At 67.9% G+C, this 25,892-nt stretch carries 20 protein-coding genes, 1 tRNA gene and 3 pseudogenes; 4 read left to right on the top strand and 20 right to left on the bottom strand.

Features of this window, described 5'->3' with window-relative positions; all coding sequences use genetic code 11:
- Nucleotide 1 precedes the first annotated feature (1 nt).
- From rplD to QUE44_RS12585, 20 genes and pseudogenes are all read right to left on the bottom strand, one after another.
- On the bottom strand, nt 2-649 hold the full coding sequence (gene rplD, locus QUE44_RS12680; protein ID WP_286214967.1) for a 50S ribosomal protein L4: 648 nt from the start codon (nt 647-649) through the stop codon (nt 2-4).
- Nucleotides 650-654: 5 nt separating this feature from the next.
- Nucleotides 655-1,317, bottom strand: a complete 663-nt coding sequence (gene rplC, locus QUE44_RS12675) for a 50S ribosomal protein L3 (RefSeq protein ID WP_286214965.1) — start codon at nt 1,315-1,317, stop codon at nt 655-657.
- 24 nt (nt 1,318-1,341) lie between these two features.
- Nucleotides 1,342-1,650: a 30S ribosomal protein S10 gene (gene rpsJ / locus QUE44_RS12670; RefSeq protein WP_042213186.1), complete on the bottom strand. Its 309-nt coding sequence runs from the start codon at nt 1,648-1,650 to the stop codon at nt 1,342-1,344.
- 236 nt (nt 1,651-1,886) lie between these two features.
- On the bottom strand, nt 1,887-3,077 hold the full coding sequence (gene tuf / locus QUE44_RS12665) for an elongation factor Tu (protein WP_286214964.1): 1,191 nt from the start codon (nt 3,075-3,077) through the stop codon (nt 1,887-1,889).
- A 118-nt stretch (nt 3,078-3,195) separates the two neighbouring features.
- Nucleotides 3,196-5,310: an elongation factor G gene (gene fusA / locus QUE44_RS12660; RefSeq protein ID WP_286214962.1), complete on the bottom strand. Its 2,115-nt coding sequence runs from the start codon at nt 5,308-5,310 to the stop codon at nt 3,196-3,198.
- 36 nt (nt 5,311-5,346) lie between these two features.
- Nucleotides 5,347-5,817, bottom strand: a complete 471-nt coding sequence (gene rpsG, locus QUE44_RS12655; RefSeq protein ID WP_286214961.1) for a 30S ribosomal protein S7 — start codon at nt 5,815-5,817, stop codon at nt 5,347-5,349.
- Nucleotides 5,817-6,191: a 30S ribosomal protein S12 gene (rpsL, locus tag QUE44_RS12650; protein WP_042213193.1), complete on the bottom strand. Its 375-nt coding sequence runs from the start codon at nt 6,189-6,191 to the stop codon at nt 5,817-5,819. The genes rpsG and rpsL overlap by 1 nt, the downstream gene beginning before the upstream one ends.
- A 198-nt stretch (nt 6,192-6,389) precedes the next feature.
- Nucleotides 6,390-10,262: a DNA-directed RNA polymerase subunit beta' gene (locus QUE44_RS12645; protein ID WP_286214958.1), complete on the bottom strand. Its 3,873-nt coding sequence runs from the start codon at nt 10,260-10,262 to the stop codon at nt 6,390-6,392.
- Nucleotides 10,263-10,336: 74 nt separating this feature from the next.
- Nucleotides 10,337-13,377, bottom strand: a pseudogene (gene rpoB / locus QUE44_RS12640) (DNA-directed RNA polymerase subunit beta).
- 685 nt (nt 13,378-14,062) lie between these two features.
- Nucleotides 14,063-14,290: an SGNH hydrolase domain-containing protein gene (locus QUE44_RS12635; RefSeq protein ID WP_286216775.1), complete on the bottom strand. Its 228-nt coding sequence runs from the start codon at nt 14,288-14,290 to the stop codon at nt 14,063-14,065.
- Nucleotides 14,200-14,985 (bottom strand): SGNH hydrolase domain-containing protein, encoded by a 786-nt coding sequence (locus QUE44_RS12630; protein WP_286216774.1) that lies wholly within the window; start codon nt 14,983-14,985, stop codon nt 14,200-14,202. Before QUE44_RS12630 ends, QUE44_RS12635 begins: the two co-directional genes overlap by 91 nt.
- A gap of 215 nt (nt 14,986-15,200) precedes the next feature.
- A complete protein-coding gene (locus QUE44_RS12625; protein ID WP_286214957.1) occupies nt 15,201-16,142 on the bottom strand; it encodes an acyltransferase family protein in 942 nt (313 codons plus the stop codon).
- 153 nt (nt 16,143-16,295) lie between these two features.
- The gene (gene rplL, locus QUE44_RS12620) at nt 16,296-16,679 is read right to left on the bottom strand and encodes a 50S ribosomal protein L7/L12 (protein WP_286214955.1); all 384 of its coding nucleotides are present in this window, start codon (nt 16,677-16,679) and stop codon (nt 16,296-16,298) included.
- A gap of 57 nt (nt 16,680-16,736) precedes the next feature.
- On the bottom strand, nt 16,737-17,258 hold the full coding sequence (gene rplJ / locus QUE44_RS12615; protein WP_286214954.1) for a 50S ribosomal protein L10: 522 nt from the start codon (nt 17,256-17,258) through the stop codon (nt 16,737-16,739).
- A gap of 453 nt (nt 17,259-17,711) precedes the next feature.
- Complete coding sequence (rplA, locus tag QUE44_RS12610) at nt 17,712-18,410, bottom strand: 50S ribosomal protein L1 (RefSeq protein WP_286214953.1); 699 nt, start codon at nt 18,408-18,410, stop codon at nt 17,712-17,714.
- Between the two features lie 63 nt (nt 18,411-18,473).
- Nucleotides 18,474-18,905, bottom strand: coding sequence for a 50S ribosomal protein L11 (gene rplK, locus QUE44_RS12605; RefSeq protein WP_286214952.1), 432 nt, complete (start codon nt 18,903-18,905; stop codon nt 18,474-18,476).
- Nucleotides 18,906-18,964: 59 nt separating this feature from the next.
- Nucleotides 18,965-19,762: a transcription termination/antitermination protein NusG gene (gene nusG, locus QUE44_RS12600; RefSeq protein ID WP_286214951.1), complete on the bottom strand. Its 798-nt coding sequence runs from the start codon at nt 19,760-19,762 to the stop codon at nt 18,965-18,967.
- Between the two features lie 23 nt (nt 19,763-19,785).
- Complete coding sequence (secE, locus tag QUE44_RS12595; RefSeq protein ID WP_286214950.1) at nt 19,786-20,043, bottom strand: preprotein translocase subunit SecE; 258 nt, start codon at nt 20,041-20,043, stop codon at nt 19,786-19,788.
- Between the two features lie 50 nt (nt 20,044-20,093).
- Nucleotides 20,094-20,166: transfer RNA gene (locus QUE44_RS12590), tRNA-Trp, on the bottom strand.
- A 233-nt stretch (nt 20,167-20,399) separates the two neighbouring features.
- A complete protein-coding gene (locus tag QUE44_RS12585) occupies nt 20,400-21,260 on the bottom strand; it encodes a hypothetical protein (protein ID WP_286214949.1) in 861 nt (286 codons plus the stop codon).
- A 312-nt stretch (nt 21,261-21,572) separates the two neighbouring features.
- Between QUE44_RS12585 and QUE44_RS12580 the strand changes: the two are divergent.
- The 4 genes and pseudogenes from QUE44_RS12580 to QUE44_RS14455 form a co-directional block, all read left to right on the top strand.
- A pseudogene (locus QUE44_RS12580) lies at nt 21,573-22,783 on the top strand (pyridoxal phosphate-dependent aminotransferase).
- Nucleotides 22,784-22,886: 103 nt separating this feature from the next.
- Nucleotides 22,887-23,792: an ABC transporter ATP-binding protein gene (locus QUE44_RS12575; RefSeq protein ID WP_286214947.1), complete on the top strand. Its 906-nt coding sequence runs from the start codon at nt 22,887-22,889 to the stop codon at nt 23,790-23,792.
- Nucleotides 23,789-24,637 (top strand): ABC transporter permease, encoded by an 849-nt coding sequence (locus QUE44_RS12570; RefSeq protein WP_286214946.1) that lies wholly within the window; start codon nt 23,789-23,791, stop codon nt 24,635-24,637. Before QUE44_RS12575 ends, QUE44_RS12570 begins: the two co-directional genes overlap by 4 nt.
- A gap of 22 nt (nt 24,638-24,659) precedes the next feature.
- A pseudogene (locus tag QUE44_RS14455) lies at nt 24,660-25,865 on the top strand (sensor histidine kinase); the annotation flags it as partial.
- Nucleotides 25,866-25,892: the final 27 nt, after the last annotated feature.

Raw genomic sequence — 25,892 nt, 5'->3', positions numbered from 1 at the left:
GTTACTTCTCCTCCGCCTCAGACTCCGTCGCAACGGCCTTCGCGGACTTGCCGGTTGCCGGACCCGCGATGAACGCGTCGTAGGCACCCTGCGTGAAGACCGTGTCGTCGTTGACGAGCACGTCGTAGGTGTTGAGCTGGTCGACCGCGATGACGTGCACCTCGGCGACGTTGCGCAGCGACAGCAGCGACAGCTCGTCGTTGCGCTCGAGCACCACGAGGGCGCTGCGGCCGCCGGTGATCGATGCGAGCGCCTCGAGAGCGGCCTTGGTCGAGGGAACCTCGCCGGAGACGATGCTCTCGACGACATGCACGCGGCCGGCACGGGCCCGGTCGGACAGGGCACCGCGCAGGGCGGCGACCTTCATCTTCTTGGGGGTGCGCTGCGAGTAGTCGCGCGGCTGCGGGCCGTGGACGGTGCCACCGCCTGCAAACTGAGGAGCGCGGATCGAACCCTGGCGGGCGCGTCCGGTGCCCTTCTGCTTGTAGGGCTTCTTGCCACCACCCGCGACCATGCCGCGGGTCTTGGTGGCGTGAGTGCCCTGGCGCGCGGCGGCGAGCTGCGCCACCACGACCTGGTGGATGAGGGGGACGTTGGTGTCAACGTCGAAGATGTCGGCGGGAAGCTCGACGTTCAGCTTGGTAGCCATGGAGATCACGCGCCCTTCACGGCGGAGCGGATGAGAACGACGCCGCCCTTGTTGCCGGGAACCGCGCCCTTGACGAGCACGAGACCCTTCTCGACGTCCACAGCGTGAACGCGGAGGTTCTGAACGGTCTTGCGGGCGTTGCCCATGCGGCCGGCCATCTTGATGCCCTTGAACACGCGAGACGGCGTCGAAGCGCCGCCGATGGAGCCCGGCTTGCGGTGGTTGCGGTGCGCACCGTGCGAGGCACCCACGCCGTGGAAGCCGTGACGCTTCATGACACCGGCGGTGCCCTTGCCCTTGGTGGTGCCCGTCACGTCGACGAGCTGGCCGGCCTCGAACACCTCGGCGGTGATCTCCTGGCCGAGCGCGTACTCGGACGCGTTGGCGGTCCGCACCTCGGCCACGTGGCGGCGCGGCGTGACGCCGGCGGCCTCGAAGTGGCCCTTGAGGGGGTTGGTGACGCGGCGCGGGTCAACGGCGCCGAAGGCGAGTTGGACGGCCTCGTAGCCGTCCGTCTCGGCGCCCCGCACCTGGGTCACGACGTTGGTGTCGACCTGGATGACCGTGACAGGCACGATACGACCCTCGGCGTCCCACACCTGCGTCATGCCCAGCTTCGTACCGAGCAACGCGGTGACCGCGCGCTGGGCATTGGAAGTCGTAGTCATGGTGGTGATAGTCCTTACGCTTGCTTAGAGCTTGATCTCGATGTTGACGTCCGCGGGCAGGTCGAGACGCATGAGCGAGTCGACGGCCTTCGGCGTCGGGTCCACGATGTCGATGAGGCGCTTGTGAGTGCGCATCTCGAAGTGCTCGCGGGAGTCCTTGTACTTGTGGGGCGAACGGATCACACAGAACACGTTCTTCTCGGTGGGCAGCGGGACGGGTCCCACCACCGACGCACCGGCGCGCGTGACCGTCTCGACGATCTTGCGGGCGGAGGAGTCGATGACCTCGTGGTCATAGCTCTTCAGCCGAATGCGGATCTTCTGTCCCGCCATGGCGTGGTCTGCCTTTTCTCTCGTACAACTATGGTCATCTCCCCCGACCCCCGCGCTCGGGCGTGTCGCTCATCTGCGACACACGCGCGCCTGAGATTTCTCTCGGGTCGTGGGTGAAGGTGTGGTGCCCGCGATAGGCAACCTGAACATTGTGCCAGATGGGCGCCGGGGGCGCAAATGGCACACACGCCGATGCGGGGCCCGGCCCGAAGGCCAGACCCCGCATCGGTGGTGAACTACTTGAGGATCTTGGTGACGGTGCCCGAGCCGACGGTGCGGCCACCCTCACGGATCGCGAAGCCCTGTCCCTCTTCGAGGGCGATGGGCTGGATGAGCTCGACCGTCATCTCGGTCGTGTCACCCGGCATGACCATCTCGGTGCCCTCGGGCAGCGAGATGACGCCGGTCACGTCCGTGGTGCGGATGTAGAACTGCGGACGGTAGTTCGTGTAGAAGGGGTTGTGGCGGCCACCCTCATCCTTGTTGAGGATGTAGACCTTGCCCTCGAACTGCGTGTGCGGCGTGGTGGTGCCGGGGGCAACCACGACCTGGCCGCGCTCGACGTCCTCACGCTTGGTGCCGCGCAGGAGCAGACCGCAGTTCTCGCCGGCCCACGCCTCGTCCATCTGCTTGTGGAACATCTCGATACCGGTGACAGTGGTCTTCTGCGGCGAGCGGATGCCGAGGATCTCGACCTCCGAGTTGATCTTGAGCTTGCCGCGCTCGACCTTGCCGGTGACGACGGTGCCACGACCGGTGATCGTGAAGACGTCCTCGATCGGCATGAGGAAGGGCTTGTCCATGTCGCGCACGGGCTCGGGGACGTTCTCGTCCACCGCGTCCATGAGGTCCTGAACGGTCTTGACCCACTCCGGGTCGCCCTCGAGCGCCTTGAGCGCCGAGACGCGAACGACCGGTGCGTTGTCGCCGTCGAAGCCCTGCGAGGAGAGGAGCTCGCGCACCTCGACCTCGACGAGCTCGAGGATCTCCTCGTCGTCGACCATGTCGGACTTGTTCAGCGCGACGAGCAGGTAGGGCACACCCACCTGACGGGCGAGCAGCACGTGCTCACGCGTCTGCGCCATCGGGCCGTCGGTCGCCGCGACCACGAGGATCGCGCCGTCCATCTGAGCGGCACCGGTGATCATGTTCTTGATGTAGTCGGCGTGACCAGGAGCGTCGACGTGCGCGTAGTGGCGCTTCTCGGTCTGGTACTCGATGTGCGCGATGTTGATCGTGATACCGCGCTCGCGCTCCTCGGGAGCCTTGTCGATGTCCTCGAACGGCGTGAAGGGGTTGAGGTCCGGGTACTTGTCGTGCAGGACCTTCGAGATGGCAGCGGTCAGCGTGGTCTTGCCGTGGTCGACGTGACCAATCGTGCCGACGTTCACGTGCGGCTTGTTCCGCTCGAACTTGGCCTTAGCCATGGTGGCTTCCTCCTGAATGGGTTGTGAGACTCGGGTAGAGGATCCGACTGCTGATGGCGCTAGCCATCGTGGGGCGTATCCCTACTGGTCGTATTATTTCCTACTTCAACCGGTGGGACTACTCGCCCCGGGTCTTTGCGATGATCTCCTCGGCAACGTTGCGAGGAACCTCCGCGTAGCTGTCGAACGTCATCGAGTACACCGCACGACCCTGCGTCTTGGAACGCAGGTCGCCGACGTAACCGAACATCTCCGACAGCGGGACCAGGGAGTCGATGACCTTGACGCCGGCGGCGTCGGACATCTGACGGATCTGGCCACGGCGGGAGTTGAGGTCGCCGATCACTTCGCCCATGTAGTCCTCGGGCGTACGGACCTCAACGGCCATCACGGGCTCGAGCAGGACCGGGTTGGCCTTGCGTGCGGCCTCCTTGAAGGCCATCGAACCAGCAATCTTGAACGCCATCTCAGACGAGTCGACGTCGTGGTACTGGCCGTCGAGAAGGCTCGCCTTGACGCCCACCATCGGGTAGCCCGCGAGCACGCCGATGTTCATGGCGTCCTGGATACCGGCGTCCACCGACGGGATGTACTCGCGCGGCACGCGGCCACCGGTGACCGAGTTGACGAACTCGTACGTGAGCTCGGAGTCGGCGTCGAGGGGCTCGATCGAGATCTGCACCTTCGCGAACTGGCCGGAGCCACCCGTCTGCTTCTTGTGGGTGTAGTCGTGCTTGTCGACCTTGCCACGGATGGTCTCGCGGTACGCGACCTGCGGCTTGCCGACGTTTGCGTCCACCTTGAACTCGCGACGCATGCGGTCGACGATGATGTCCAGGTGCAGCTCGCCCATGCCGGAGATGACGGTCTGGCCGGTGTCCTCGTCCAGCTTCACGCGGAAGGTCGGGTCCTCCTCGGCGAGCTTCTGGATCGCGATCGACATCTTCTCCTGGTCGCCCTTGGTCTTGGGCTCGACCGCGACGTGAATCACGGGCTCGGGGAAGGTCATCGACTCGAGCACGACCTGCGCGTTCGGGTCGCACAGGGTGTCACCGGTGGTGGTGTCCTTGAGGCCGATCACCGCGTAGATGTGGCCGGCGGTCACCGACTCGACGGGGTTCTCCTTGTTGGCGTGCATCTGGAAGAGCTTTCCGATGCGCTCCTTCTTGCCCTTCGTCGAGTTGACGATCTGAGCGCCGGAGTCGAGACGACCGGAGTAGACACGCACGTACGTGAGGCGACCGAAGAACGGGTGCGACACGACCTTGAACGCGAGAGCGGCGAAGGGCTCGTCGGCGTCGGCGTGACGCTCCACGATCTTCTCCTCGTCACGCACGTCGTGGCCCTGAATCGCGGGCACGTCGAGCGGACCCGGCAGGTAGTCGACCACCGCGTCGAGCATCGGCTGAACGCCACGGTTCTTGAAGGCGGAACCACACAGAACCGGGTAGAGCTCAGACGAGACGGTGAGCTTGCGAATCGCGCCCTTGATCTCGTCGATCGTGAGCTCTTCGCCACCGAAGTACTTCTCGAGGAGGGCCTCGTCGGACTCCGCGACCGTCTCGAGGAGCTCGGCGCGGTACTGCTCGGCCTTCTCCTGCATGTCGGCGGGGATGTCGGTGACCTCGTACTTGGCACCCATCGTCACGTCGCCCTTGGCGTCGCCGGGCCACACGAGGGCCTTCATCTGGACCAGGTCGACCACGCCGAGGAAGTCGTTCTCGGCGCCGATCGGCAGCTGGATGACCAGCGGACGCGCGCCGAGGCGCGACTTGATGGTGTCGACCGTGAAGTAGAAGTCGGCGCCCAGCTTGTCCATCTTGTTGACGAAGCAGATGCGCGGCACGTTGTACTTGTCGGCCTGACGCCACACCGTCTCGGACTGCGGCTCGACACCCTCCTTGCCGTCGAAGACGGCAACGGCGCCATCGAGCACGCGGAGCGAACGCTCCACCTCGACCGTGAAGTCCACGTGGCCGGGGGTGTCGATGATGTTGATCTGGTTGTTGTTCCAGAAGCAGGTCACGGCGGCAGACGTGATCGTGATGCCGCGCTCCTGCTCCTGCTCCATCCAGTCGGTGGTCGACGCGCCGTCGTGGGTCTCACCGATCTTGTAGTTCACACCCGTGTAGAACAGGATGCGCTCGGTGGTGGTGGTCTTGCCGGCGTCGATGTGCGCCATGATGCCGATGTTGCGGACCTTCTTGAGGTCCGTCAGCACGTCCTGTGCCACGAGTGGTTCTCCTTGAGATTCCGTCGAGGGCCGCGACTACCAGCGGTAGTGCGCGAACGCCTTGTTCGACTCGGCCATCTTGTGCATGTCCTCGCGACGCTTCACCGCGGCGCCAAGGCCGTTCGATGCGTCGAGGATCTCGTTCATGAGGCGCTCGGTCATGGTCTTCTCGCGACGCTGACGCGAGAAGTCGACCAGCCAGCGCAGCGCGAGGGTGGTCTGGCGCACGGGACGCACGTCAACCGGCACCTGGTACGTCGCGCCACCCACACGGCGGCTGCGGACCTCGAGCGCGGGGCGGATGTTGTCGAGCGCGCGCTTGAGCACGACGACGGGGTCCTGGCCCGACTTCTCGCGGACGCCCTCGAGGGCGCCGTACACGATGGCCTCAGCCGTCGACTTCTTGCCGTCGAGCAGGACCTTGTTGATGAGCTGCGTCACGACCGGGGCGCCGTAGACGGGGTCGTTGATGATCGGCCGCTTCGGGGCCGGTCCCTTGCGAGGCATTACTTCTTCTCCATCTTCGCGCCGTAACGGCTACGAGCCTGCTTGCGGTTCTTGACGCCCTGGGTGTCGAGCGAGCCGCGGACGATCTTGTAGCGGACACCGGGGAGGTCCTTCACACGACCGCCACGCACGAGCACGATCGAGTGCTCCTGGAGGTTGTGGCCCTCACCGGGGATGTAGGCGGTCACCTCGATGCCGGTCGAGAGGCGGACACGGGCGACCTTGCGAAGCGCCGAGTTCGGCTTCTTCGGGGTGGTCGTGTAGACGCGCGTGCACACGCCACGACGCTGGGGGCTCGACTGAAGAGCCGGGGTCTTGGTCTTGGACGCCTTGGGGTGGCGGCCCTTCCTGACCAGCTGCTGAATCGTAGGCACTACTTCTCCGTGTCTGTGTCGGTTCTGAGAAACTTCTCTAACGTGTCGGCCCGACCCCCGCGCCCGGGCGTGTCGTTCCATCGGGTGTCGCACCTTGAGGCGCGACTCGGGGCCCGGCGACGCGGGCACAAGCATCTAAGATACCTGCGCTCCGCGCCGCCGTCAAAAGCGGATTCTGCCCGCCGGCCCCGTCATGAGTCAGTCGCGAGTGTCGAACTCCTCCAGCGGGACGGCCTGACCCGTGCCCTCGCCGAAGAACTGCCCGTCCCATTCCTCGTAGCCGAAGGTCGGGAACAGGTTGGCCTTCGCCTCCTCGGTGGGCTCGACCGTCGCCGTGCGGTACTGGGCGAGGCCCGTACCAGCGGGGATGAGCTTTCCGATGATGACGTTCTCCTTGAGGCCCAGCAGCGAGTCCGACTTTCCGGACATCGCGGCCTCCGTGAGGACGCGCGTGGTCTCCTGGAAGGAGGCCGCCGAGAGCCACGACTCCGTCGCGAGCGACGCCTTCGTGATTCCCATGAGCTCGGGACGCGCGGAGGCGGGCTTGCCGCCCGCGGTCACGGTCTCGCGGTTCGCGTTCTCGAAGCGGCTGCGCTCGGCGAGCTCGCCGGGCAGCAGGTTCGTGTCGCCCGAGTCGAGCACCGTCACGCGGCGCAGCATCTGGCGAACGATGACCTCGATGTGCTTGTCGTGGATCTCCACACCCTGCGAGCGGTACACGTTCTGGACCTCGTCCACCAGGTGCTTCTGGGTGGCGCGGGGGCCGAGAATGCGCAACACGTTCTTGGGATCGACCGCACCGGCCACGAGCTGCTGGCCCACGACCACGTGCTCGCCGTCCTGCACGAGCAGGCGCGAACGCTTGGTGACGGGGTACTCGATGACCTCGTCGCCGTTGTCGGGGGTGATGACCAAGCGGCGCGTCGCCTCCGAGTCGTCCACCTTGAGCGTGCCGGTGACCTCGGAGATCGGGGCCTCACCCTTGGGGGTACGGGCCTCGAAGAGCTCCTGGACACGCGGCAGACCCTGCGTGATGTCGTCGGCCGATGCCACACCACCGGTGTGGAACGTACGCATCGTCAGCTGCGTGCCGGGCTCACCGATCGACTGCGCGGCGATGATGCCCACCGCCTCGCCGATGTCGACGAGCTCGCGGGTCGCGAGCGAGCGGCCGTAGCAGCGCGCGCACGTTCCCACGGCGGACTCGCAGGTGAGGACCGAGCGCACCTTGACCTCTTCGACGCCCTGTTCGATGAGCGCGTCGATGATCACGTCGCCCACGTCCGAGCCCGCCTTGGCGATGACCTCGCCGGCGGCGTTCTCGACGTCGACCGCGAGCGTGCGAGCGAACACCGAGGTCGCCACGCGCTCGTGCAGCACTTTCTCGCCACCGGCGGTGACCTCGACGATCGGCATCGTCAGGCCGCGCTCGGTGCCGCAGTCGTCCTCGCGGACGATCACGTCCTGCGAGACGTCGACGAGGCGACGCGTGAGGTAGCCCGAGTCCGCGGTACGCAGCGCGGTGTCGGCGAGACCCTTACGGGCACCGTGGGTCGCGATGAAGTACTCGAGGACGGACAGGCCCTCGCGGTAGTTCGACTTGATCGGACGCGGGATGATCTCGCCCTTCGGGTTGGCCACGAGGCCACGCATACCCGCGATCTGGCGCACCTGCATCCAGTTGCCTCGCGCACCCGAGCCCACCATGGTGTGCACGGTGTTGTGCTCGGGGAACGACTCACGCATGGCCTTGTCGACCTCGTTGGTCGCCTGGGTCCAGATCTCGATGAGCTCCTGGCGGCGCTCGTCGTCCGTGATGAGACCGGTCTCGAACTGGTCCTGCACCTTGGCGGCGAGGGTCTCGTAGCGCTCGAGGATCTCCTGCTTGTTGGACGGCGTCGCGACGTCGCCGATGGCGATCGTCACGCCCGAGCGCGTGGCCCAGTGGAAGCCGGCCGCCTTGAGCGCGTCGAGCGAGGCGGCAACCTCGACCTTCGGGTACCGCTCGGCAAGAGTGTTGACGATGTCGCCGAGCACCTTCTTGTCGACGTTGCGGTTGACGTACGGGTACGTCACCGGCAGCAGGTCGTTAAAGAGCGAACGGCCGAGCGTCGTGGTGAGCATGTAGGGCTCGCCCTCGACGTGGCCCTCGGGCAGCTCGACGTCCACCGGCGGCACCGTGTCTCCGTCGACGCGCAGACGAATCTCCGCGTTGAGCGACAGGCTGCCGCCGTCGAACGCCATGACGGCCTCCGACTGCGTGCCGAACACGAGGCCCTCGCCCTTCTCGCCCTTCTTGAGGAGCGAGAGGTGGTAGAGGCCGATGATCATGTCCTGCGAGGGCATGGTCACCGGGCGACCGTCGGACGGCTTGAGGATGTTGTTCGAGGACAGCATCAGCACGCGGGCCTCGGCCTGAGCCTCGGCGGACAGCGGCAGGTGCACGGCCATCTGGTCACCGTCGAAGTCGGCGTTGAACGCGCCGCAGACGAGCGGGTGCAGGTGAATGGCCTTGCCCTCGACGAGCTGGGGCTCGAAGGCCTGGATGCCCAGTCGGTGAAGAGTCGGCGCGCGGTTCAGCAGCACGGGGTGCTCGCGGATGACCTCCTCGAGCACGTCCCAGACCTCGGAACGGCTGCGCTCGACCATGCGCTTCGCGGACTTGATGTTCTGCGCGTGGTTGAGCTCGACGAGTCGCTTCATGACGAACGGCTTGAACAGCTCGAGCGCCATCTGCTTGGGCAGGCCGCACTGGTGCAGCTTGAGGGTCGGGCCCACCACGATGACCGAACGGCCCGAGTAGTCGACGCGCTTGCCCAGCAGGTTCTGGCGGAAACGTCCCTGCTTGCCCTTGAGCATGTCCGAGATGGACTTCAGGGGACGGTTGCCGGGACCCGTGACGGGGCGGCCACGACGGCCGTTGTCGAACAGCGAGTCGACGGCCTCCTGCAGCATGCGCTTCTCGTTGTTCACGATGATCTCGGGCGCGCCCAGATCCAGCAGTCGCTTGAGGCGGTTGTTGCGGTTGATCACGCGGCGGTACAGGTCGTTGAGGTCGGAGGTCGCGAAGCGGCCACCGTCCAGCTGCACCATCGGACGCAGGTCCGGCGGGATGACCGGGACGCAGTCGAGCACCATGCCCTCGGGCGAGTTGGTGGTCGTGAGGAACGCGTTGACCACCTTGAGGCGCTTGAGGGCCCGGGTCTTGCGCTGCCCCTTGCCGGTCGCGATGATCTCGCGCAGCTTCTCGGCCTCGGCGTCAAGGTCGAAGGTCTGGAGGCGCTTCTGGATCGCCTCCGCACCCATCGAGCCCTTGAAGTACGAGCCGTAGCGACGCGACATCTCGCGGTAGAGCATCTCGTCGCCCTCGAGGTCCTGAACCTTGAGGCCGGCGAAGCGGTCGAAGATCGCGTCGAGACGCTCGATCTCGGCATCGGCACGCTTGCGGATGTTGGCCATCTCGCGCTCCGCGCCGTCCTTGACCTTGCGCTTGACGTCGGACTTGGCACCCTCCGCCTCGAGCTCGGCGAGGTCCTTCTCGAGCTTCTCCGCACGGGTGTTGATGTCGACGTCGCGCTGGTTGGCGATCGACTTCTTCTCCTTCTCGAGCTCGTTGCGGAGCTGCGGAAGGTCCTCGTGACGGCCGTCGATGTCGACCTCGGTGACCATGTACGCCGCGAAGTAGATGACCTTCTCGAGGTCCTTCGGGGCGAGGTCAAGCAGGTACCCCAGGCGCGACGGGACGCCCTTGAAGTACCAGATGTGGGTGACGGGGGCGGCGAGCTCGATGTGGCCCATCCGCTCACGGCGGACCTTCGAGCGCGTCACCTCGACGCCGCAGCGCTCACAGACGATGCCGCGGTAGCGGACACGCTTGTACTTGCCACAGCCGCACTCCCAGTCGCGGGTGGGGCCGAAGATCTTCTCGCAGAACAGGCCGTCCTTCTCGGGCTTGAGCGTGCGGTAGTTGATCGTCTCGGGCTTCTTCACCTCACCGTGCGACCAGTTGCGGATGTCCTCCGCCGTGGCCAGGCCGATGCGCAGATCGCCAAACTCGTTCACGTCGAGCAAGGTTCTACTTCCTTAACTCCGGCCAGAGGCCGGCACCGAAAAACTTCTTCTGTATGGAGTGAGCGCGAGGCTCGTTAGATCTCGTCGACGCTGGAGGCATCGGGGCGGCTGGACAGGGAGATGCCGAGCGACTCGGCGGCCTGGTAGGCGTCGTCGTCGGTCTCACGCATCTCGATGACGTGGCCCTCGTGGTTGAGGACCTCCACGTTGAGGCAGAGCGACTGCATCTCCTTCATGAGCACGCGGAACGACTCGGGCAAGCCCGGCTCCGGGATGTTCTGACCCTTGACGATCGCCTCGTAGACCTTGACGCGGCCGGCCACGTCATCGGACTTGATGGTGAGCAGCTCCTGCAGCGCGTAGGCAGCGCCGTACGCCTCGAGGGCCCACACCTCCATCTCGCCGAATCGCTGGCCACCGAACTGAGCCTTACCGCCCAGCGGCTGCTGCGTGATCATCGAGTAAGGACCGGTCGAACGCGCGTGGATCTTGTCGTCGACCAGGTGGTGGAGCTTGAGGATGTACTTGTAGCCCACCGCGATCGGCTCGGGGAACGGCTCGCCGGAACGGCCGTCGTACAGGCGCGCCTTGCCCTCCTCATCCACGAGGCGGACGCCGTCGCGGTTGGGGTTGACCACCGTGCGAAGTCCGCCGAGGACGTCCTCCCGGAGTCCGTCGAACACCGGCGTCGCGACCGGGGTGCCCGGCTCCGACTTCACGGCGTTCGCGGGCAGGTGCTTGGTCCACTCGCCCGTGGCCTCGGACGCGTCCCACCCGTTCTTCGCAAGCCAGCCGGTGTGGGTCTCGAGGACCTGACCGACGTTCATGCGGCCGGGAACACCCAGCGGGTTGAGGATCACGTCGACTGGCGTGCCGTCCTCGAGGAACGGCATGTCCTCGACGGGCAGGATCGTCGAGATGACGCCCTTGTTGCCGTGACGGCCGGCGAGCTTGTCGCCCTCCTGGATCTTGCGGCGCTGCGCGATGTAGACACGCACCAGCTGGTTCACGCCAGCGGGGAGATCGTCGCCGTCCTCCTCGGTGAACACGCGGACGCCGATGACGGTGCCGGACTCGCCGTGGGGAACCTTGAGCGAGGTGTCGCGCACCTCGCGCGCCTTCTCGCCGAAGATCGCGCGGAGCAGGCGCTCCTCGGGCGTGAGCTCGGTCTCGCCCTTGGGCGTGACCTTGCCGACCAGGATGTCACCGGCGCGGACCTCCGCACCGATGCGCACGATTCCGCGCTCGTCGAGGTCGGCCAGGGCCTCCTCCGACGCGTTCGGGATGTCGCGCGTGATCTCCTCGGGGCCGAGCTTCGTGTCGCGGGCGTCGACCTCGTGCTCCTCGATGTGAATCGAGCTGAGGACGTCGTCCTGCACGAGGCGCTGCGACAGGATGATCGCGTCCTCGTAGTTGTGACCCTCCCAGCACATGAACGCGACCAGCAGGTTGCGTCCGAGCGCGAGGTCGCCGTTGTCGGTGGCGGGACCATCGGCGATGACCGAGCCCACGACCACGCGGTCGCCCTCGTCCACCACGACACGCTGGTTGTACGAGGTGCCCTGGTTGGAGCGCTGGAACTTCGCGATGCGGTACGAGCCGGTCGTGCCGTCGTCGTTCGCAACGGTGACGAGGTCCGAGCTGACCTCGGTGACCACGCCCTCCTTGGTCGCGATGACGACGTCGCCGGCGTCGATCGCCGCGCGGCGCTCCATGCCGGTGCCGACCAGCGGTGCCTCGGAACGCACCAGCGGCACGGCCTGGCGCTGCATGTTGGCGCCCATGAGCGCGCGGTTGGCGTCGTCGTGCTCGAGGAACGGGATCAGCGCGGTCGCGACCGACACCATCTGGCGCGGCGACACGTCCATGTAGTCCACGGCCTCGCGGGCGACGAACTCGACCTCGCCGCCGCGACCACGGACGAGCACGCGGTCCTCGACGAAGCGGCCGTCGTCGGCAAGCTCAGCGTTCGCCTGCGCGATCACGAAGTGATCTTCGTCGTCCGCCGTGAGGTAGTCGACCTGGGCGGTCACGACGCCCTTGACGACCTTGCGGTACGGGGTCTCGACGAAGCCGAGCGGGTTGATGCGACCGAACGACGCGAGCGAGCCGATGAGGCCGATGTTCGGACCCTCAGGGGTCTCGATCGGGCACATGCGGCCGTAGTGCGACGGGTGGACGTCACGGACCTCCATGCCAGCGCGGTCGCGCGAGAGACCGCCGGGGCCCAGCGCCGACAGGCGACGCTTGTGGGTCAGGCCCGCGAGCGGGTTGTTCTGGTCCATGAACTGCGACAGCTGCGAGGTGCCGAAGAACTCGCGGATCGCGGCGACCACAGGACGCGTGTTGATGAGCGTCTGCGGCGTGATCGCCTCGACGTCCTGCGTGGTCATGCGCTCGCGGACGACGCGCTCCATGCGGGACAGCCCGGTGCGGATCTGGTTCTGGATGAGCTCGCCCACCGCGCGGATGCGACGGTTGCCGAAGTGGTCGATGTCGTCGGTCTCGACGCGCACATCGCCCGTGGCGCCGTCCAGCGTCGAGATGCCGGCGTGGGCGGCCGCGATGTACTTGATCGTCGCGACGATGTCGTCGAGACCCAGCACCGAGTCGCCCAGCTCCTTGCCCAGCCCCAGCTTCTTGTTGAGCTTGAAGCGACCCACCTTGGCGAGGTCGTAGCGCTTGGGGTTGAAGTAGAAGTTGTCGAGCAAGTTCTGGCCCGCCTCGACCGTGGGGGCTCTCCCGGGCGCAGCTTGCGGTAGAGGTCGACTAGCGCCTCCTCGTGAGCGTGCACGGTGTCCTTGGCGAGAGTCTCGAGGACCGCGGGGAACTGCGCGAACTCCTCGGCGATCTGGTCGTCGGTCATGCCGAGCGCCTTGAGGAACAGCGTCACAGGCTGCTTGCGCTTGCGGTCGACGCGGACGCCGACGGCGTCGCGCTTGTCGATCTCAAACTCGAGCCACGCGCCACGCGAGGGGATCACCTTCGCGGTGAAGATGTCCTTGTCGGACGTCTTGTCGGGGGTGCGCTCGAAGTACACGCCAGGCGAACGGACGAGCTGCGAGACCACGACGCGCTCGGTGCCGTTGACGATGAAGGTGCCGCGAGGGGACATCAGCGGGAAGTCGCCCATGAACACCGTCTGCGACTTGATCTCGCCGGTGGTGTTGTTCATGAACTCGGCCGTGACGAAGAGCTGCGCGGCGAAGGTGAAGTCCTTCTCCTTGCACTCCTCGGGGGTGTAGCGAGGCTCCTCGAAGTACGGGTCCGAGAAGGACAGCGACATGGTCTGTCCGAAGTCCTCGATCGGGGAGATCTCCTCGAAGATCTCCTGCAGGCCCGCAATCTCGGGGACGTCGTTGCGACCGTCCTTCTTCGCCGCCTCGACCCGCGCCTTCCACGCCTGGTTGCCGAGGAGCCAGTCGAAGCTCTCGGTCTGCAGGGCGATGAGGTTAGGGACCTCGATCGGCTCGTGGATCTGGGCGAATGAGATACGGCGCGATGCTGAACGGTTGAGGACGGCGGAATCGGTGCGCGAGGCAGCCAAGGGTGGTTCCTTCCCTTTATGATCGTGCGTGACCACGATGCCTAGCCGCGGCTCCACCGGACCCCGGGGCGAAACCCGCTACGAGCGGACGCACGCCGGGTAGGCATGTGAGGGCAGGGCAATAGACAGCGCAAGTCGCTAGACTACCGCCGGCCGCGGGGTTTGTCCAATGCCGGCGGAGCAGCGCCAGTCGACACGCCGGGCTTGGCCGAGATGAGACCCTGGCATCGCGCCCACGCCTCGCCACCAATCGCTACTGCGCCGCCTGCGCTGTGGCATCGCGACCGGCGAGAGCCGCCTCGATCCCCCGCTCGAGGAACGGCGCCACTGTCGCCGCATAGGTCGCGCTGACGTGGTGGCCGTCGGGGCGGTAGACGATCACCGAGCCGATCACGGGCGAGCACTGCCCGTCGGCGCAGTACGCCGGCGTAAGGTCGACGACCCGCGCATCTCGCGCCTGCTCCGCGGCGTCCCGGAGCAGGTCGGGCGGGAGGGCGTCGGCGACGGGCGCGCCGCACACGTGCGCGCGCTGCGGCCCTCGCTCTCGAGGCACGCGACGAAGTCGCGATCCATGCGGGGATTGTCAGGCAGCACCAGCACCGGCACCCCCTCGGGCGCAAGGTTCCACGCCTCCACGAGCGCCTCGACGTCGCGCTCGCGTCGCTCGGCGTCGGGCTCGTCAAGGTGGCGCCTGGTCACGATGATCGCGTCGTAGTCGTGCGCGCCCTCGATCGCGTCGAGTGCGGCCTCGCGCCATTCGGTGCACGCGTCCCTCACGGTTCCGGGACCGTGGAGCGTGCGGGTAGTCGGATAGCACCCCGCGTGTCCCGCGATGTCGAACGTCCAATCCGTGGTGCGGCCCAACGAGTCGTACGCCGCGAGCAGCGCGTTGGAGTGCGAGTCTCCCAGCACGAGGAAGCGCTCGCCGGTCGCGCCGGGGCGCCCGACCGTGCACTGGTGGAAGTTCGGGTCCTCGAGGCCAGCCCAGCACTCGGGGCGGTTGCCTGAGTCGTCCTCGAGGTCGGCAAGCGCGGGGACAAAGACCGGCTCGCCCGCTGGCGGCGGGCACTCGATCCCCGGCAGCAGTGACCCCGCGCCGAGGCACGCCTCGAGTCGCGCGGCGAGCTCGTCGGCCCGCTCGCGCTCACGCTCGGCCCTGGCATCGGCCGCCAGCATGCCGGCCACCACCACGAGCGTCACCGTCGCCATGCCTGCCAGCGACCATGCCGCGACGGCGCGGGGCGAGCGTCCGGCCAAGAGGCGAGGCGAGAAGCGAACCGGGTCCTCGATGAGCAGGGTCGTGGCCGTCGCGAGCACCACGGTGATCGCCGCGATCGCGAGCTTGTCGAGCCGGCCGGGCTCCTCGCCGAGTAGCGCCGGGGCGAGCACGATCAGAGGCCAGTGCCACAGGTAGATCGCATACGACGTGCGCCCCACGTGGGCGACGGGTCGCCAGAGTCCCACGCGGTCGACAAAGGTGCCGCTGCCGCCGACGAGGACAAGGGCCGTCCCCACGACGGGAACGAGCGCGTGATAGCCAGGGAAGGAGTCGCGGCGTCGAAGGCCACGGCCGAGCCGACGATGAGCACGAGCCCGAGCGCCGCGATCCACGGGCGCCCCGAGACTCGTCCCACCGCGATGGCCACCACCGCGCCAAAGGCGAACTCCCACAGGCGCGTGAAGGTGGAGAAGTAGGCGGCGGGCGACACCGCGGTGAGCCACAGCCCGTAGCCGAACGACGCGAGAGCCGCCGAGACGATGACGCCCATCACGACCCTGCGGTGAGGCAGGCGCGCACGGCGCGCGAACCAGATGGCGCCGACCAGAAGCAGCGGGAGCATCACATAGAACTGCTCCTCGACCGAGAGCGACCAGTAGTGGCGCACGGGCGAGGCGGCGGACTCCGCGGCCTGATAGTCGACGGACGAGGCGGCGAGGAACCAGTTCTCGCCGTAGAACACCGATGCGAGGATCTCCTTGAGGGAGGAACCCACGGTGGCGGCGGGCAGGAGCCAGATGCTCGCGACGGCCGTGACCAGCAACACCGTGAGGGCAGAGGGCAGCAGGCGGCGGGCGCGGCGGGCCCAGAACCTGCCCAGGCGGATGCCCCCGGTCTCGACCGCCTCGCGCCACATGTGGGACGTGATGAGGTAGCCGCTGATGACAAAGAAGACGTCGACGCCGACGTAGCCGCCCGTGAGCCGGGTGGGCCACAGGTGATAGACCACCACGAGGGTGACGGCCAGGGCGCGCAGCGCCTGGATGTCCGGCCGGAAGCGATCGGCCGGCGTGCCCGTGGGTCGCACGCGGCCTCGCGCATGCCGCGGGGTCACTGCGGGAGGTGTCGCTACCACGCCCGTCATTGTCACACGCCTCACCCTTCTCCTTGCCCCGCCCCGTGCGTGGGCACGCGGGCGCATCGTCCCCCAGAATCAGCGAAACGGGGCCGGGCCCTTGCGGACCCGACCCCGTCTCTGCGAGCCGTGTTACTTGAGCTCGACGGTGGCGCCGGCAGCCTCGAGCTGAGCCTTGGCCTTCTCGGCGTCGTCCTTCTTGGCGCCCTCGAGGACCACCTTCGGGGCCTCGTCCACGAGCGCCTTGGCCTCGCCCAGGCCGAGTCCGGTCAGTGCGCGGACCTCCTTGATGACCTGGATCTTCTTGTCGCCAACGGCGGCGAGGAAGACGTCAAACGCGTCCTTCTCCTCGACCTCGGCGGCGGCCTCGGCGGCGGGGGCAGCGGCGGCAACGGCGACCGGCGCGGCGGCGGTGACCTCGAAGGTCTCCTCGAACGCCTTGACGAACTCGGACAGCTCGATGAGCGAGAGCTGCTTGAACTGCTCGATGAGCTCCTCGGTGGAGAGCTTAGCCATGATGACTTCCTTACTCTTTGACTGCGTGAAGCAGATGAATGGGGTGGGGTGCGACCGTTAGGCCGCGTCTTCCTGCTTCGCACGCAGGGCGTCGACGGCGCGCGCTGCCTGAGCAAGCGGTGCCTGGAACAGGTATGCAGCACCAAAGAGCGACGCCTTCATGGCGCCGGCAGCCTTGGCAAGCAGAACCTCGCGGGACTCGAGGTCCGCCAGCTTGTTGACATCATCCGCAGAGATGATCTTGCCCTCGAGAACGCCGCCCTTGATGACGAGCTTGTCGTTCTGCTTGGCAAAAGCCTTAAGACCCTTCGCAGCCTCCACCGGGTCACCGGTGACGAAAGCGATGGCCGTGGGGCCGACGAGAAGGTCGTCGAGACCCTCCACACCGGCGTCCTTGGCCGCGAGCGCCGTCAGAGTGTTCTTCGCGACCTTGTAGGTCGCGGCGCCACGGAGCTCACCGCGCAGCTTTGCGAGCTGCGGGACGGAGAGGCCGCGGTACTCGGTGATCAGCACCGCCGAGGAGTTGCGGAACTGGTCCGCGATCTCCGCAACAGCGTTCACCTTGTCTGGCGTCGCCATGTTTGTCCTTCCTTCGGATGACCACCGCACCCGCCCCGGACACGACAAAGGCCCCGCGCAGGCGGGGCCGGAGGCGCTGGCCACAGACCAAAGGCGGCCATCAGGCCGCCCGAGAGTCTGTGCGCACTGCGCTATCAGCTTCACCTGCGCTGGACCCCGCGTGAGCGGGACTTCGGCCGTTCCCGGGGATCCCGGGCCCGACGACCGGCGGTCTTGGGCCTGGCCATCCTACGTGACCGGGGCATCGTCCGCAAATCGGCCGATGCGGGGCGGGGCCCGCCTGCCCGGTCACCTCGGCATCGTCCCGGGAAAGAGAGGGCCCGGTTCCCCCGTGGGGGAACCGGGCCGGATGGGCGCGCGGGGCAGGGTGGTGGGTGACACCCGCGCGACCCGTTCTCCGTCACACCGCCCGGGATCGCCGGGCGGTGTGCGAGAGACTCGTGGAGCCGGAGACTACGCCTCGGACTTCGCGAGGGCGTCGACCGGAATGCCGGGACCCTGGGTCGCGGAGATCGAGGCCTTCACGATGTACTTGCCCTTCGAGGCCGAGGGCTTGGCGCGCAGGACCTCGTCCAGCACGGCCTGGTAGTTCTCGAGCAGCTTCTCGTCGCCGAACGACGCCTTGCCCAGCAGCGTGTGCAGGTTGGCGTGCTTGTCGACGCGGAACTCGATCTTTCCGCCCTTGATCTCGGACACGGCCTTGGCGACGTCCATCGTCACGGTGCCCGTCTTGGGGTTGGGCATGAGGCCACGGGGGCCGAGCACGCGGCCCAGGCGACCCACCTTGCCCATGAGGTCGGGGGTGGCGACCACTGCGTCAAAGTCCTGACGTCCGGCGGCCACCTCCTCGATGAGCTCGTCGCCACCGACGATGTCGGCGCCAGCCTCGCGGGCGGCCTCTGCCTTGTCACCGTTGGCGAAGACCAGGACCCGGGCGGTCTTGCCGGTGCCGTGAGGCAGGATGACGGTGGAACGGACCATCTGGTCCGCGTGACGCGGGTCGACGCCGAGCTTGAACACGACGTCGATGGTCGAGTCGGTGTTCTTCGAGGACGTCTTCTGCGCGAGGCGCACTGCCTCGAGCGGCGTGTAGAGCTGGCTACGGTCGACGAGCTGGGCTGCGTCGCGGTAAGCCTTGGAGCGCTTAGTCATCTGCGATGTTCCTTTGCAGTCGTGGTGGCGGGCCAGCGCGGCCCTCCCACTAGGTCAGGGGTCTTAGGAGACCGTGATGCCCATGGAACGGGCGGTGCCTGCGATGATCTTCGCCGCAGCGTCGATGTCGTTGGCGTTGAGGTCGGCCATCTTCTGCTCGGCGATCTCGCGCACCTGGGCCTCGGTGAGGTTGCCCACCTTGGCGGTGTGCGGGGTACCGGAGCCCTTGGCGACGCCAGCGGCCTTCTTGATGAGCTCGGCGGCCGGCGGGGTCTTGAGGACGAACGTGAACGAACGGTCCTCGTAGACGGTGATCTCCACGGGGATCACGTTGCCGCGCTGCGACTCGGTGGCCGCGTTGTAGGCCTTGCAGAACTCCATGATGTTGACGCCGTGCTGACCGAGCGCCGGACCGACCGGCGGGGCAGGGTTGGCGGCGCCGGCCTGGATCTGAAGCTTGATCAGACCGGAGACCTTCTTCTTCGGGGGTGCCATTTTCGGGTCCTTATCTTTCTTGCCTGTGCGGCTTGGCGGCCGCGAGGGTGCTGCCGAACCTAGATCTTGGTGACCTGGGAGAACGACAGCTCGACCGGGGTCTCCCGGCCGAAGATGGAGACGAGCACGTGGAGCTTCTGGCTTTCGGCAGAAATCTCCGAGATCGTGCCCGGGAGGGTCGCGAACGGGCCGTCGATGACGGTGATCGACTCGCCGACCTCGAACTCGACGGAGACGGGGGCCTGCTGCGCCGAGGGGTCCTCGGCCGCTGCTGCCGCCGTGACCTCCTTGGTCGCGAGCATCGAGTAGACCTCGTCGGCGGTCAGCGGCACCGGGTTGTGAGCGTGACCCACGAATCCGGTGACGCCGGGCGTGTTGCGCACGGCGCCCCAGGACTCGTCCGTGAGGTCCATGCGGACCAGGACGTATCCGGGCATCCGGACGCGGGTGACGAGCTTGCGCTGGCCGCCCTTGATCTCGGCGACCTCCTCCATCGGGACCTCAACCTGGAAGATGAAGTCCTCCATGTGGAGGCTCTCGGTGCGGTGCTCGATCGCCTGCTTGACGCGCTTCTCGTGGCCCGAGTAGCTGTGGACCACGTACCAGTCACCCTCGAGGGTGCGCAGGCGCGCCTTGAACTCCGCGACGGGGTCGGCGGGTGCGTCGTCGATCGAGGCGTCCTCGTCAACGGTCGTGTCCTCGTCGGCGATCGCGAGCGCGTCCACCTCGGGTGCGAGGCTCTCGAGCTCGTCGGAGGGGACGGTGTCGTCGTCCGCCTCGATCGCCGCGTCGACGGGTGCGTCGGCAAAGCCGGCCTCGTCGACCGGGACCACGGTCTCGTCAGTGTTGTCGCTCATCATTCACTCCCCTTGAGGCGGCCCTAGCCGCCGAACGTCTTCGCGGCAATCCATCCGAACGCGAGGTCGAGGACGAAGACGAGCGCCATCATGACCGCCACGAACCCGAGCACCACCCACACGTAGCGGATCAGCTCCTCGCGCGTGGGGGTGACCACGCGGCGCAGCTCGGAGATGACCTGGCGCACGAAGAGCGCGATGCGTCCGAAGATGTTCAGACCCTCGCGCGTCTCGTGCCGCGGGTCCTTCTCTCCGGAGTCGGTCACGGCAGATTCGCTCACCGAAAAGTCCTTCTCTCGTGGATTGCGTGCGTGGGGATCCCCACGTTGCGCAGGGCAGGCGGGACTCGAACCCACAACCGTCGGTTTTGGAGACCGATGCGCTACCAATTGCGCCACTGCCCTTCGGGGGTTGTGACCCCCGTCGGCGCTTGCCACCACAGCATCGTCCGCCCTCAGGGCGCGAACCATCCTGACGTGTGTCAATCGCCGACGTGCCATGCTACGCCTTTTTGTCCCGAGAGTCGAACCGCCGCTCGCGTGTGCCGCGTGGGGACCTCGTCACGTACCGCTCTACGGGCGATCCTGGGATCGACCCGCACCCCGAGCGCTCCTCATCTGGAACGCGGGCGCATGCCTCAAGTATGAGCCGTCCGGGACGGCCTCGCCGCGCCACTATGCGCCGCCAGAATCTCGACCACCGCCCGCGCGATCTCGCCCCTGCGTGCATGCTCCACCTCCGCCGCCGAGAACCGAGCGGCAAGTACCCCTCGGGTGAGCACCACCCTGTCCCGCCTGCGATCGCGAGTGAAGGCGTCATCGCCATCGTGATAGCGCCGTCCGTCGACCTCGAGCGCGAGCCTGCCGTCCACCATGAGATCCACCCGCCCCACTCCGTCGACGTAGACCTGGGGCACCACGGGTATCCCGGCCTCGACAAGCTCAATTCGAGCAATGGTCTCCTGCGCGGACTCGGCACGGGGATCGCAATGCGCGAGGAGCCAGTCCCTGCGCGCGGCGGGCGTCGCGGTCCAGGCGCTCAGGTCCGCGCCCTTGACGAGGCCAGCGCGCAACGCGGCGTCGAGCATCACGAGGTGGGCGCGGTCCCCGACGCATCGGCCCGCGTGATCGAGCGCGGTCGGGAGGGGCATCGGCGCAAGCGAGCGGCCGCAGTCACGCGCGAAGTGCACCCGCAGGCCATCCCTCTCTCTCGGGCCGTGTCCGCCGGTCGCCGTCGCGACATGGACGTCGCAAACCCGGCCCCACAGCGGCAGGCCCTGCTCCGCGATCGCGGAGACACACGTGAGGCGCGCACGCACCGTCGCCGCGACGATGGCCCGCGGCGAGGCGGTCGCCACGGCCACCACGCCCCGGGTCGGAACCATCAGCCGGCCCTCGCGCACGGCCGAGTCGAGCGCCGTACGCGTGAGGCGTGATCGCAGCGCGTCAGCTCGCCGCATCGCGCCCCCGTTGAGTTCCACGAGCCGCACCGGATCCATGGCCCCACCGTGATCCGCGGCGTGGCGCCCCGCCTCCGCATGGCGCACGATCGTGGACGTGCACGCGTGGTGCGGAGGCCGGGGACATCGGCACAGCGCCGTGGAGGCCAACGCGAGGGCACCCCGCCTGCGCACCGTTCAGAGATCCGTACGCGTCCTGGGTCGTGGCGGCCCGAATCGCGGGCGGTCCCGAGGATCGCCCGCGCGCCGGGCGGCACGGGGCGGCGCGGGGCATGCTGAGGGGGCCGGTGGACCGCGACGGTGCACGACCCACCCGCGCCCCGGCTCGACACCCGAACCGAAGATGGAAGAATGGCCCGCATGAAGCCTGCTCGCCGCGTTTCCGCCCGTCTCGGCGCCATCGCGCCGTCCGCCACCCTCGCCGTCGACTCGAAGGCGAAGGCGCTCAAGGCCGCCGGCCGTCCCGTCATCGGGTTCGGCGCAGGTGAGCCCGACTTCCCCACGCCCGACTTCATTGTCGAGGCCGCGGTCGCCGCCGCGCAGGACCCGAAGAACCATCGCTACACCCCCGCGACGGGCCTGCCGGAGCTCAAGCAGGCGATCGCCGCCAAGACGATGCGGGACTCGGGCTACGAGATCGACCCCGCCCAGGTGATCGTCACCAACGGCGGCAAGCAGGCCGTGTTCCAGGCCTTCGCCTCGATCGTCGACCCGGGCGACGAGGTCCTGCTGCCCGCGCCGTACTGGACCACCTACCCCGAGGCGATCGCGCTCGCGGGAGGCACGCCCGTCGAGGTCTTCGCCGGCGCCGACCAGGACTACCTGGTCACGGTCGAGCAGCTCGAGGCCGCGCGCACGGACAAGACCAAGGCGCTGCTGTTCTGCTCCCCTCGAACCCCACGGGAGCCGTCTACTCCCCCGCCCAGACCAGGGCGATCGGCGAGTGGGCCGTCGAGCACGGCATCTGGGTGATCACGGACGAGATCTACGAGCACCTGGTCTACGACGACGCGGTCTTCACGCCGATCGTCCGCGCGGTGCCCGAGCTCGCCGACCAGTGCATCGTGGTCAACGGCGTCGCGAAGACCTACGCGATGACCGGCTGGCGCGTGGGATGGATGATCGCCCCCGCGGACGTCACCAAGGCCGCCGCCAACTTCCAGAGCCACCTCACGAGCAACGTCGCGAACGTGTCGCAGCGCGCCGCGATCGCCGCGCTCGAGGGCGGCCTCGAGGCCGTTCACGAGATGAGAGAGGCCTTCGACCGCCGCCGCCGCACCATGGTCGACATGCTGCGCGAGATCGACGGCATCGTGTGCCCCACCCCCACGGGGGCGTTCTACGCGTACCCGAGCGTCGAGGGCCTGCTGGGTCGCACCATCCGGGGTCGCGAGATCGCCACGAGTGCCGACCTCGCGACCGTCATCCTCGAGGAGGCCGAGGTCGCGGTGGTGCCCGGTGAGGCGTTCGGCCCATCCGGCTTCATGCGCCTCAGCTACGCGCTGGGCGACGACGACCTCGCCGAGGGTGTGGGTCGCATCCAGCGCCTGCTCTCCGAGTAGCGCCTCGTACGCCGAGGGTGGGGCATCGTCCGCTGGGACGATGCCCCACTTTCGTCCGCGCGACGGAGGCACCCGCGCGGGCGGCTGGCCTAGGCTCCAAGCCATGACCGCATCCGCCATCTCCCTCAGGGGACTGCGCAAGCACTACGGAGACCTGCACGCCGTCGACGGCGTCGACCTCGACATCGCGGCGGGCGAGGTCTTCGCCCTGCTGGGCCCCAACGGGGCAGGCAAGTCCACGACCGTCGAGATCCTCGAGGGCTTCCGCAAGCGCACCGCCGGCGAGGTGAGCGTGCTGGGTGAGGACCCGCAGCACGCGGACAAGCACTGGCGCGCCCGCGTGGGCATCATGCTGCAGACCACCTCGGACAACTCGGCCCTCACGGCCCGCGAGGCGCTCGTTCACGCCTCCCGCTACTACCCTCACCCGCGGGACGTCGACGAGACCCTCGACGCCGTGGGGCTGACCGAGAAGGCGAGCGCCAAGCCGCAGACCCTCTCGGGCGGCCAGCGCCGCCGGCTCGACGTCGCGCTCGCCGTGATCGGCCGCCCCGAGCTGGTCTTCCTCGACGAGCCCACCACGGGCTTCGATCCCGAGGCCCGTAGGTCCTTCTGGCGACTCATCGAGGCGCTGCGAGGTGACGGCACCACGGTGGTCCTCACCACGCACTACCTCGACGAGGCCGACTACCTCGCGGACCGGATCGGCATCATCGCCGCGGGGCGCCTCGTGGCCCTCGACACCCCGTCCGGGCTGCGGGCGCGCGCGAACGATGCCAGGGTGAGCTGGGTCGAGAACGGCGAGTCGCGCGCGGTCGAGACCGCGACGCCGACCGCGCTGCTGCGCGAGCTGCTCGCGCGCACCGAGGGCGAGGTGGACGGCCTCCAGGTGGTGCACCCCTCGCTCGAGGACGTCTACCTCACGCTGATCGGCGAGGCCGCGAGCGCGGCCGAGGACGCCGCGGCGGCAGCCGCCCAGCCCGCCACCACCGAAGGAGGCCGGTCATGACCGCGACCACGGCATCGTCCCCCCGCACCCCCGACACCCGGCCTACACCCACGTGGATGTCGATGACCCACAATCGCTTCGTGGTCGAGGTCAAGGAGTTCGTGCGCAGCCGCGAACAGATGATCTTCATCTTCGCGTTCCCGATGCTCTTCCTGCTTCTGTTCGGGTCCGTGTTCGGCGGCCAGGTGCTCGAGCCCACCGACGTCACGTTCGCGCAGTACTTCCTGCCGGGCATGATCGCGACTGGAATCGCCAACACGGGCTTCCAGTCGCTCGCGATGTCGATCGCGATCGACCGCGACGAGGACGTGCTCAAGCGCATCTACGCCTCGCCGCTGCCGACGACGTCGTTCTTCGCCGCGCGCATCGCGCAGGTGCTGGTGGTGTCGATCATCCAGATCGCGGTCTTGATCGCTCTGGGAGTCGCGATCTACGACGTCGCGCTACCCACGGATGCGGGCCGCTGGTGGACGTTCACGTGGGTGTTCCTGCTGGGTACGGCGGCGTCGACCACCCTGGGCTTCGCGATGTCCTCGCTGCTGCGCAACGCGAAGGCCGGCTCCGCGATCGTCACGCCGATCGTGCTCGTGCTCCAGTTCACGTCCGGAGTGTTCCTGGTCTACACGCAGCTACCGGTCTTCCTCCAGCGCTTTGCGGAGATCTTCCCGCTCAAGTGGCTCGCGCAGGGGATGCGCTCGGTGTTCCTGCCCGAGGACTTCGCGATGGCAGAGGCACGCGGCTCGTGGGAGCACCCCGCGACGGCAATCGTGCTGACGCTGTGGGTGATCGTCGGACTGTTCCTCGCGATCCGCACGTTCCGCTGGATGCGGCACGACGACCACTAGCGGGGCATCGTCCCTGCGGCCGATGCCGCGGACGGGCCGACCGCCCTACCCTGGGCGGATGGACGTCAAGGCACCCCGCTGGTGGGACATCGCGATCGCGGCGGCGCTGCTGGTCCTCGCGCTGATCGGGGTCGATCAGTCGGCGGAGTTCATCCTCGACCGCACGCGGCCCTACGACGCATTCGGCGTGGTGCTCCTGGTCGCGCAGGTCACCCTCGCGTGGCGACAGGTGTACCCGCGGATCGTCGTGTGGGCCGTGCTGGTGCCGTGGATCATCGCGGTCGGGATGGGCTACCCCGACACCTCCGCGATGTTCGCGATCTACGTCGCGCTGTACGGACTGGCGGCCTACACGCCGCGCCGCGCGGCGCTCACGCACGGCCTCGCGGTCGGGCTCGTGATGCTGCTGTGGACCACGGCGGGGCTGTTCCTCACCGACTTCGTGCAGTGGACGTCGCTCATCGCGGTGACGCTCGCCGTGGTGGTGCCGCTCATGATCGGATTCGTCGACTTCCGCAGGCGACAGCGGCTCACCGAGCTCGAGCTCGAGCACGCGCGGCGCGAGCAGGCGCAGCAGGTCGTCGCGGCCGATGCCGTGCGGGCCGAGCGCGCGAGAATCGCGCGTGAGCTCCACGACGTCGTGGCGCACGAGATCACGGTGATGACGCTGCAGGCGGAGGGCGCGCGTCGCCTGGCCAAGCAGTCCGACGAGCGTGTGCTCGACGCGCTCGGCACCATCAGTGCTTCGGGCCGCAAGGGTCTGGTCGAGATGCAGCGCATGATCGGCGTGCTCCGCGCCACCGAGCAGGACGCCGTCGACACCGCGGAGCGTGACCGCGCCGTGATCGACCTCGAGCCGATGCCCGCACTCGCCGCGATTCCCGCGCTCGCCCAGCAGGTCGAGGACGCCGGCCTGCCCGTCGACCTCAGCATCTCGGGTACGTCACACGTGCCCGCCGGGGTCGAACTCAGCGCGTATCGCGTGGTGCAGGAGGCGCTCACCAATGCGATGAAGCACGCGGGCCCCGGCGCGCGCGCCATGGTGCGCGTCGAGCGTCAGCCGCACCGCGTGACGGTCGTCGTCGAGGACGACGGCCGCGGCGTGATCTCCGACGCGGCGCGCACGAGTGGGGGCCACGGCCTGCGCGGCATGGCGGAGCGGGTGCACGCGCTCGGCGGGATCCTCGAGTACGGTCCCCGCAAGGGCGGCGGCTTCCGCGTGCGCGCGGTGCTGCCCTCGGGTGACGACCAGGTG

This window comes from Demequina sediminis (assembly GCF_030296675.1).
GTDB classification, from domain to species: Bacteria; Actinomycetota; Actinomycetes; order Actinomycetales; family Demequinaceae; genus Demequina; species Demequina sediminis.
Note: the sequence above shows the minus strand (reverse complement) of the source record. Positions and strands in the feature narration are given on the sequence as shown.

Excerpts from the sequence above, each read along its gene's own strand:
- rplD (WP_286214967.1), bottom strand. The coding sequence starts at position 649 with ATGGCTACCAAGCTGAACGTCGAGCTTCCCGCCGACATCTTCGACGTT.
- rplC (WP_286214965.1), bottom strand. The coding sequence starts at position 1,317 with ATGACTACGACTTCCAATGCCCAGCGCGCGGTCACCGCGTTGCTCGGT.
- rpsJ (WP_042213186.1), bottom strand. The coding sequence starts at position 1,650 with ATGGCGGGACAGAAGATCCGCATTCGGCTGAAGAGCTATGACCACGAG.
- tuf (WP_286214964.1), bottom strand. The coding sequence starts at position 3,077 with ATGGCTAAGGCCAAGTTCGAGCGGAACAAGCCGCACGTGAACGTCGGC.
- rpsG (WP_286214961.1), bottom strand. The coding sequence starts at position 5,817 with ATGCCTCGCAAGGGACCGGCCCCGAAGCGGCCGATCATCAACGACCCC.
- QUE44_RS12630 (WP_286216774.1), bottom strand. The coding sequence starts at position 14,985 with ATGCTGGCGGCCGATGCCAGGGCCGAGCGTGAGCGCGAGCGGGCCGAC.
- rplL (WP_286214955.1), bottom strand. The coding sequence starts at position 16,679 with ATGGCTAAGCTCTCCACCGAGGAGCTCATCGAGCAGTTCAAGCAGCTC.
- rplJ (WP_286214954.1), bottom strand. The coding sequence starts at position 17,258 with ATGGCGACGCCAGACAAGGTGAACGCTGTTGCGGAGATCGCGGACCAG.
- rplA (WP_286214953.1), bottom strand. The coding sequence starts at position 18,410 with ATGACTAAGCGCTCCAAGGCTTACCGCGACGCAGCCCAGCTCGTCGAC.
- rplK (WP_286214952.1), bottom strand. The coding sequence starts at position 18,905 with ATGGCACCCCCGAAGAAGAAGGTCTCCGGTCTGATCAAGCTTCAGATC.
- nusG (WP_286214951.1), bottom strand. The coding sequence starts at position 19,762 with ATGAGCGACAACACTGACGAGACCGTGGTCCCGGTCGACGAGGCCGGC.
- QUE44_RS12585 (WP_286214949.1), bottom strand. The coding sequence starts at position 21,260 with ATGGATCCGGTGCGGCTCGTGGAACTCAACGGGGGCGCGATGCGGCGA.
- QUE44_RS12575 (WP_286214947.1), top strand. The coding sequence starts at position 22,887 with ATGACCGCATCCGCCATCTCCCTCAGGGGACTGCGCAAGCACTACGGA.
- QUE44_RS12570 (WP_286214946.1), top strand. The coding sequence starts at position 23,789 with ATGACCGCGACCACGGCATCGTCCCCCCGCACCCCCGACACCCGGCCT.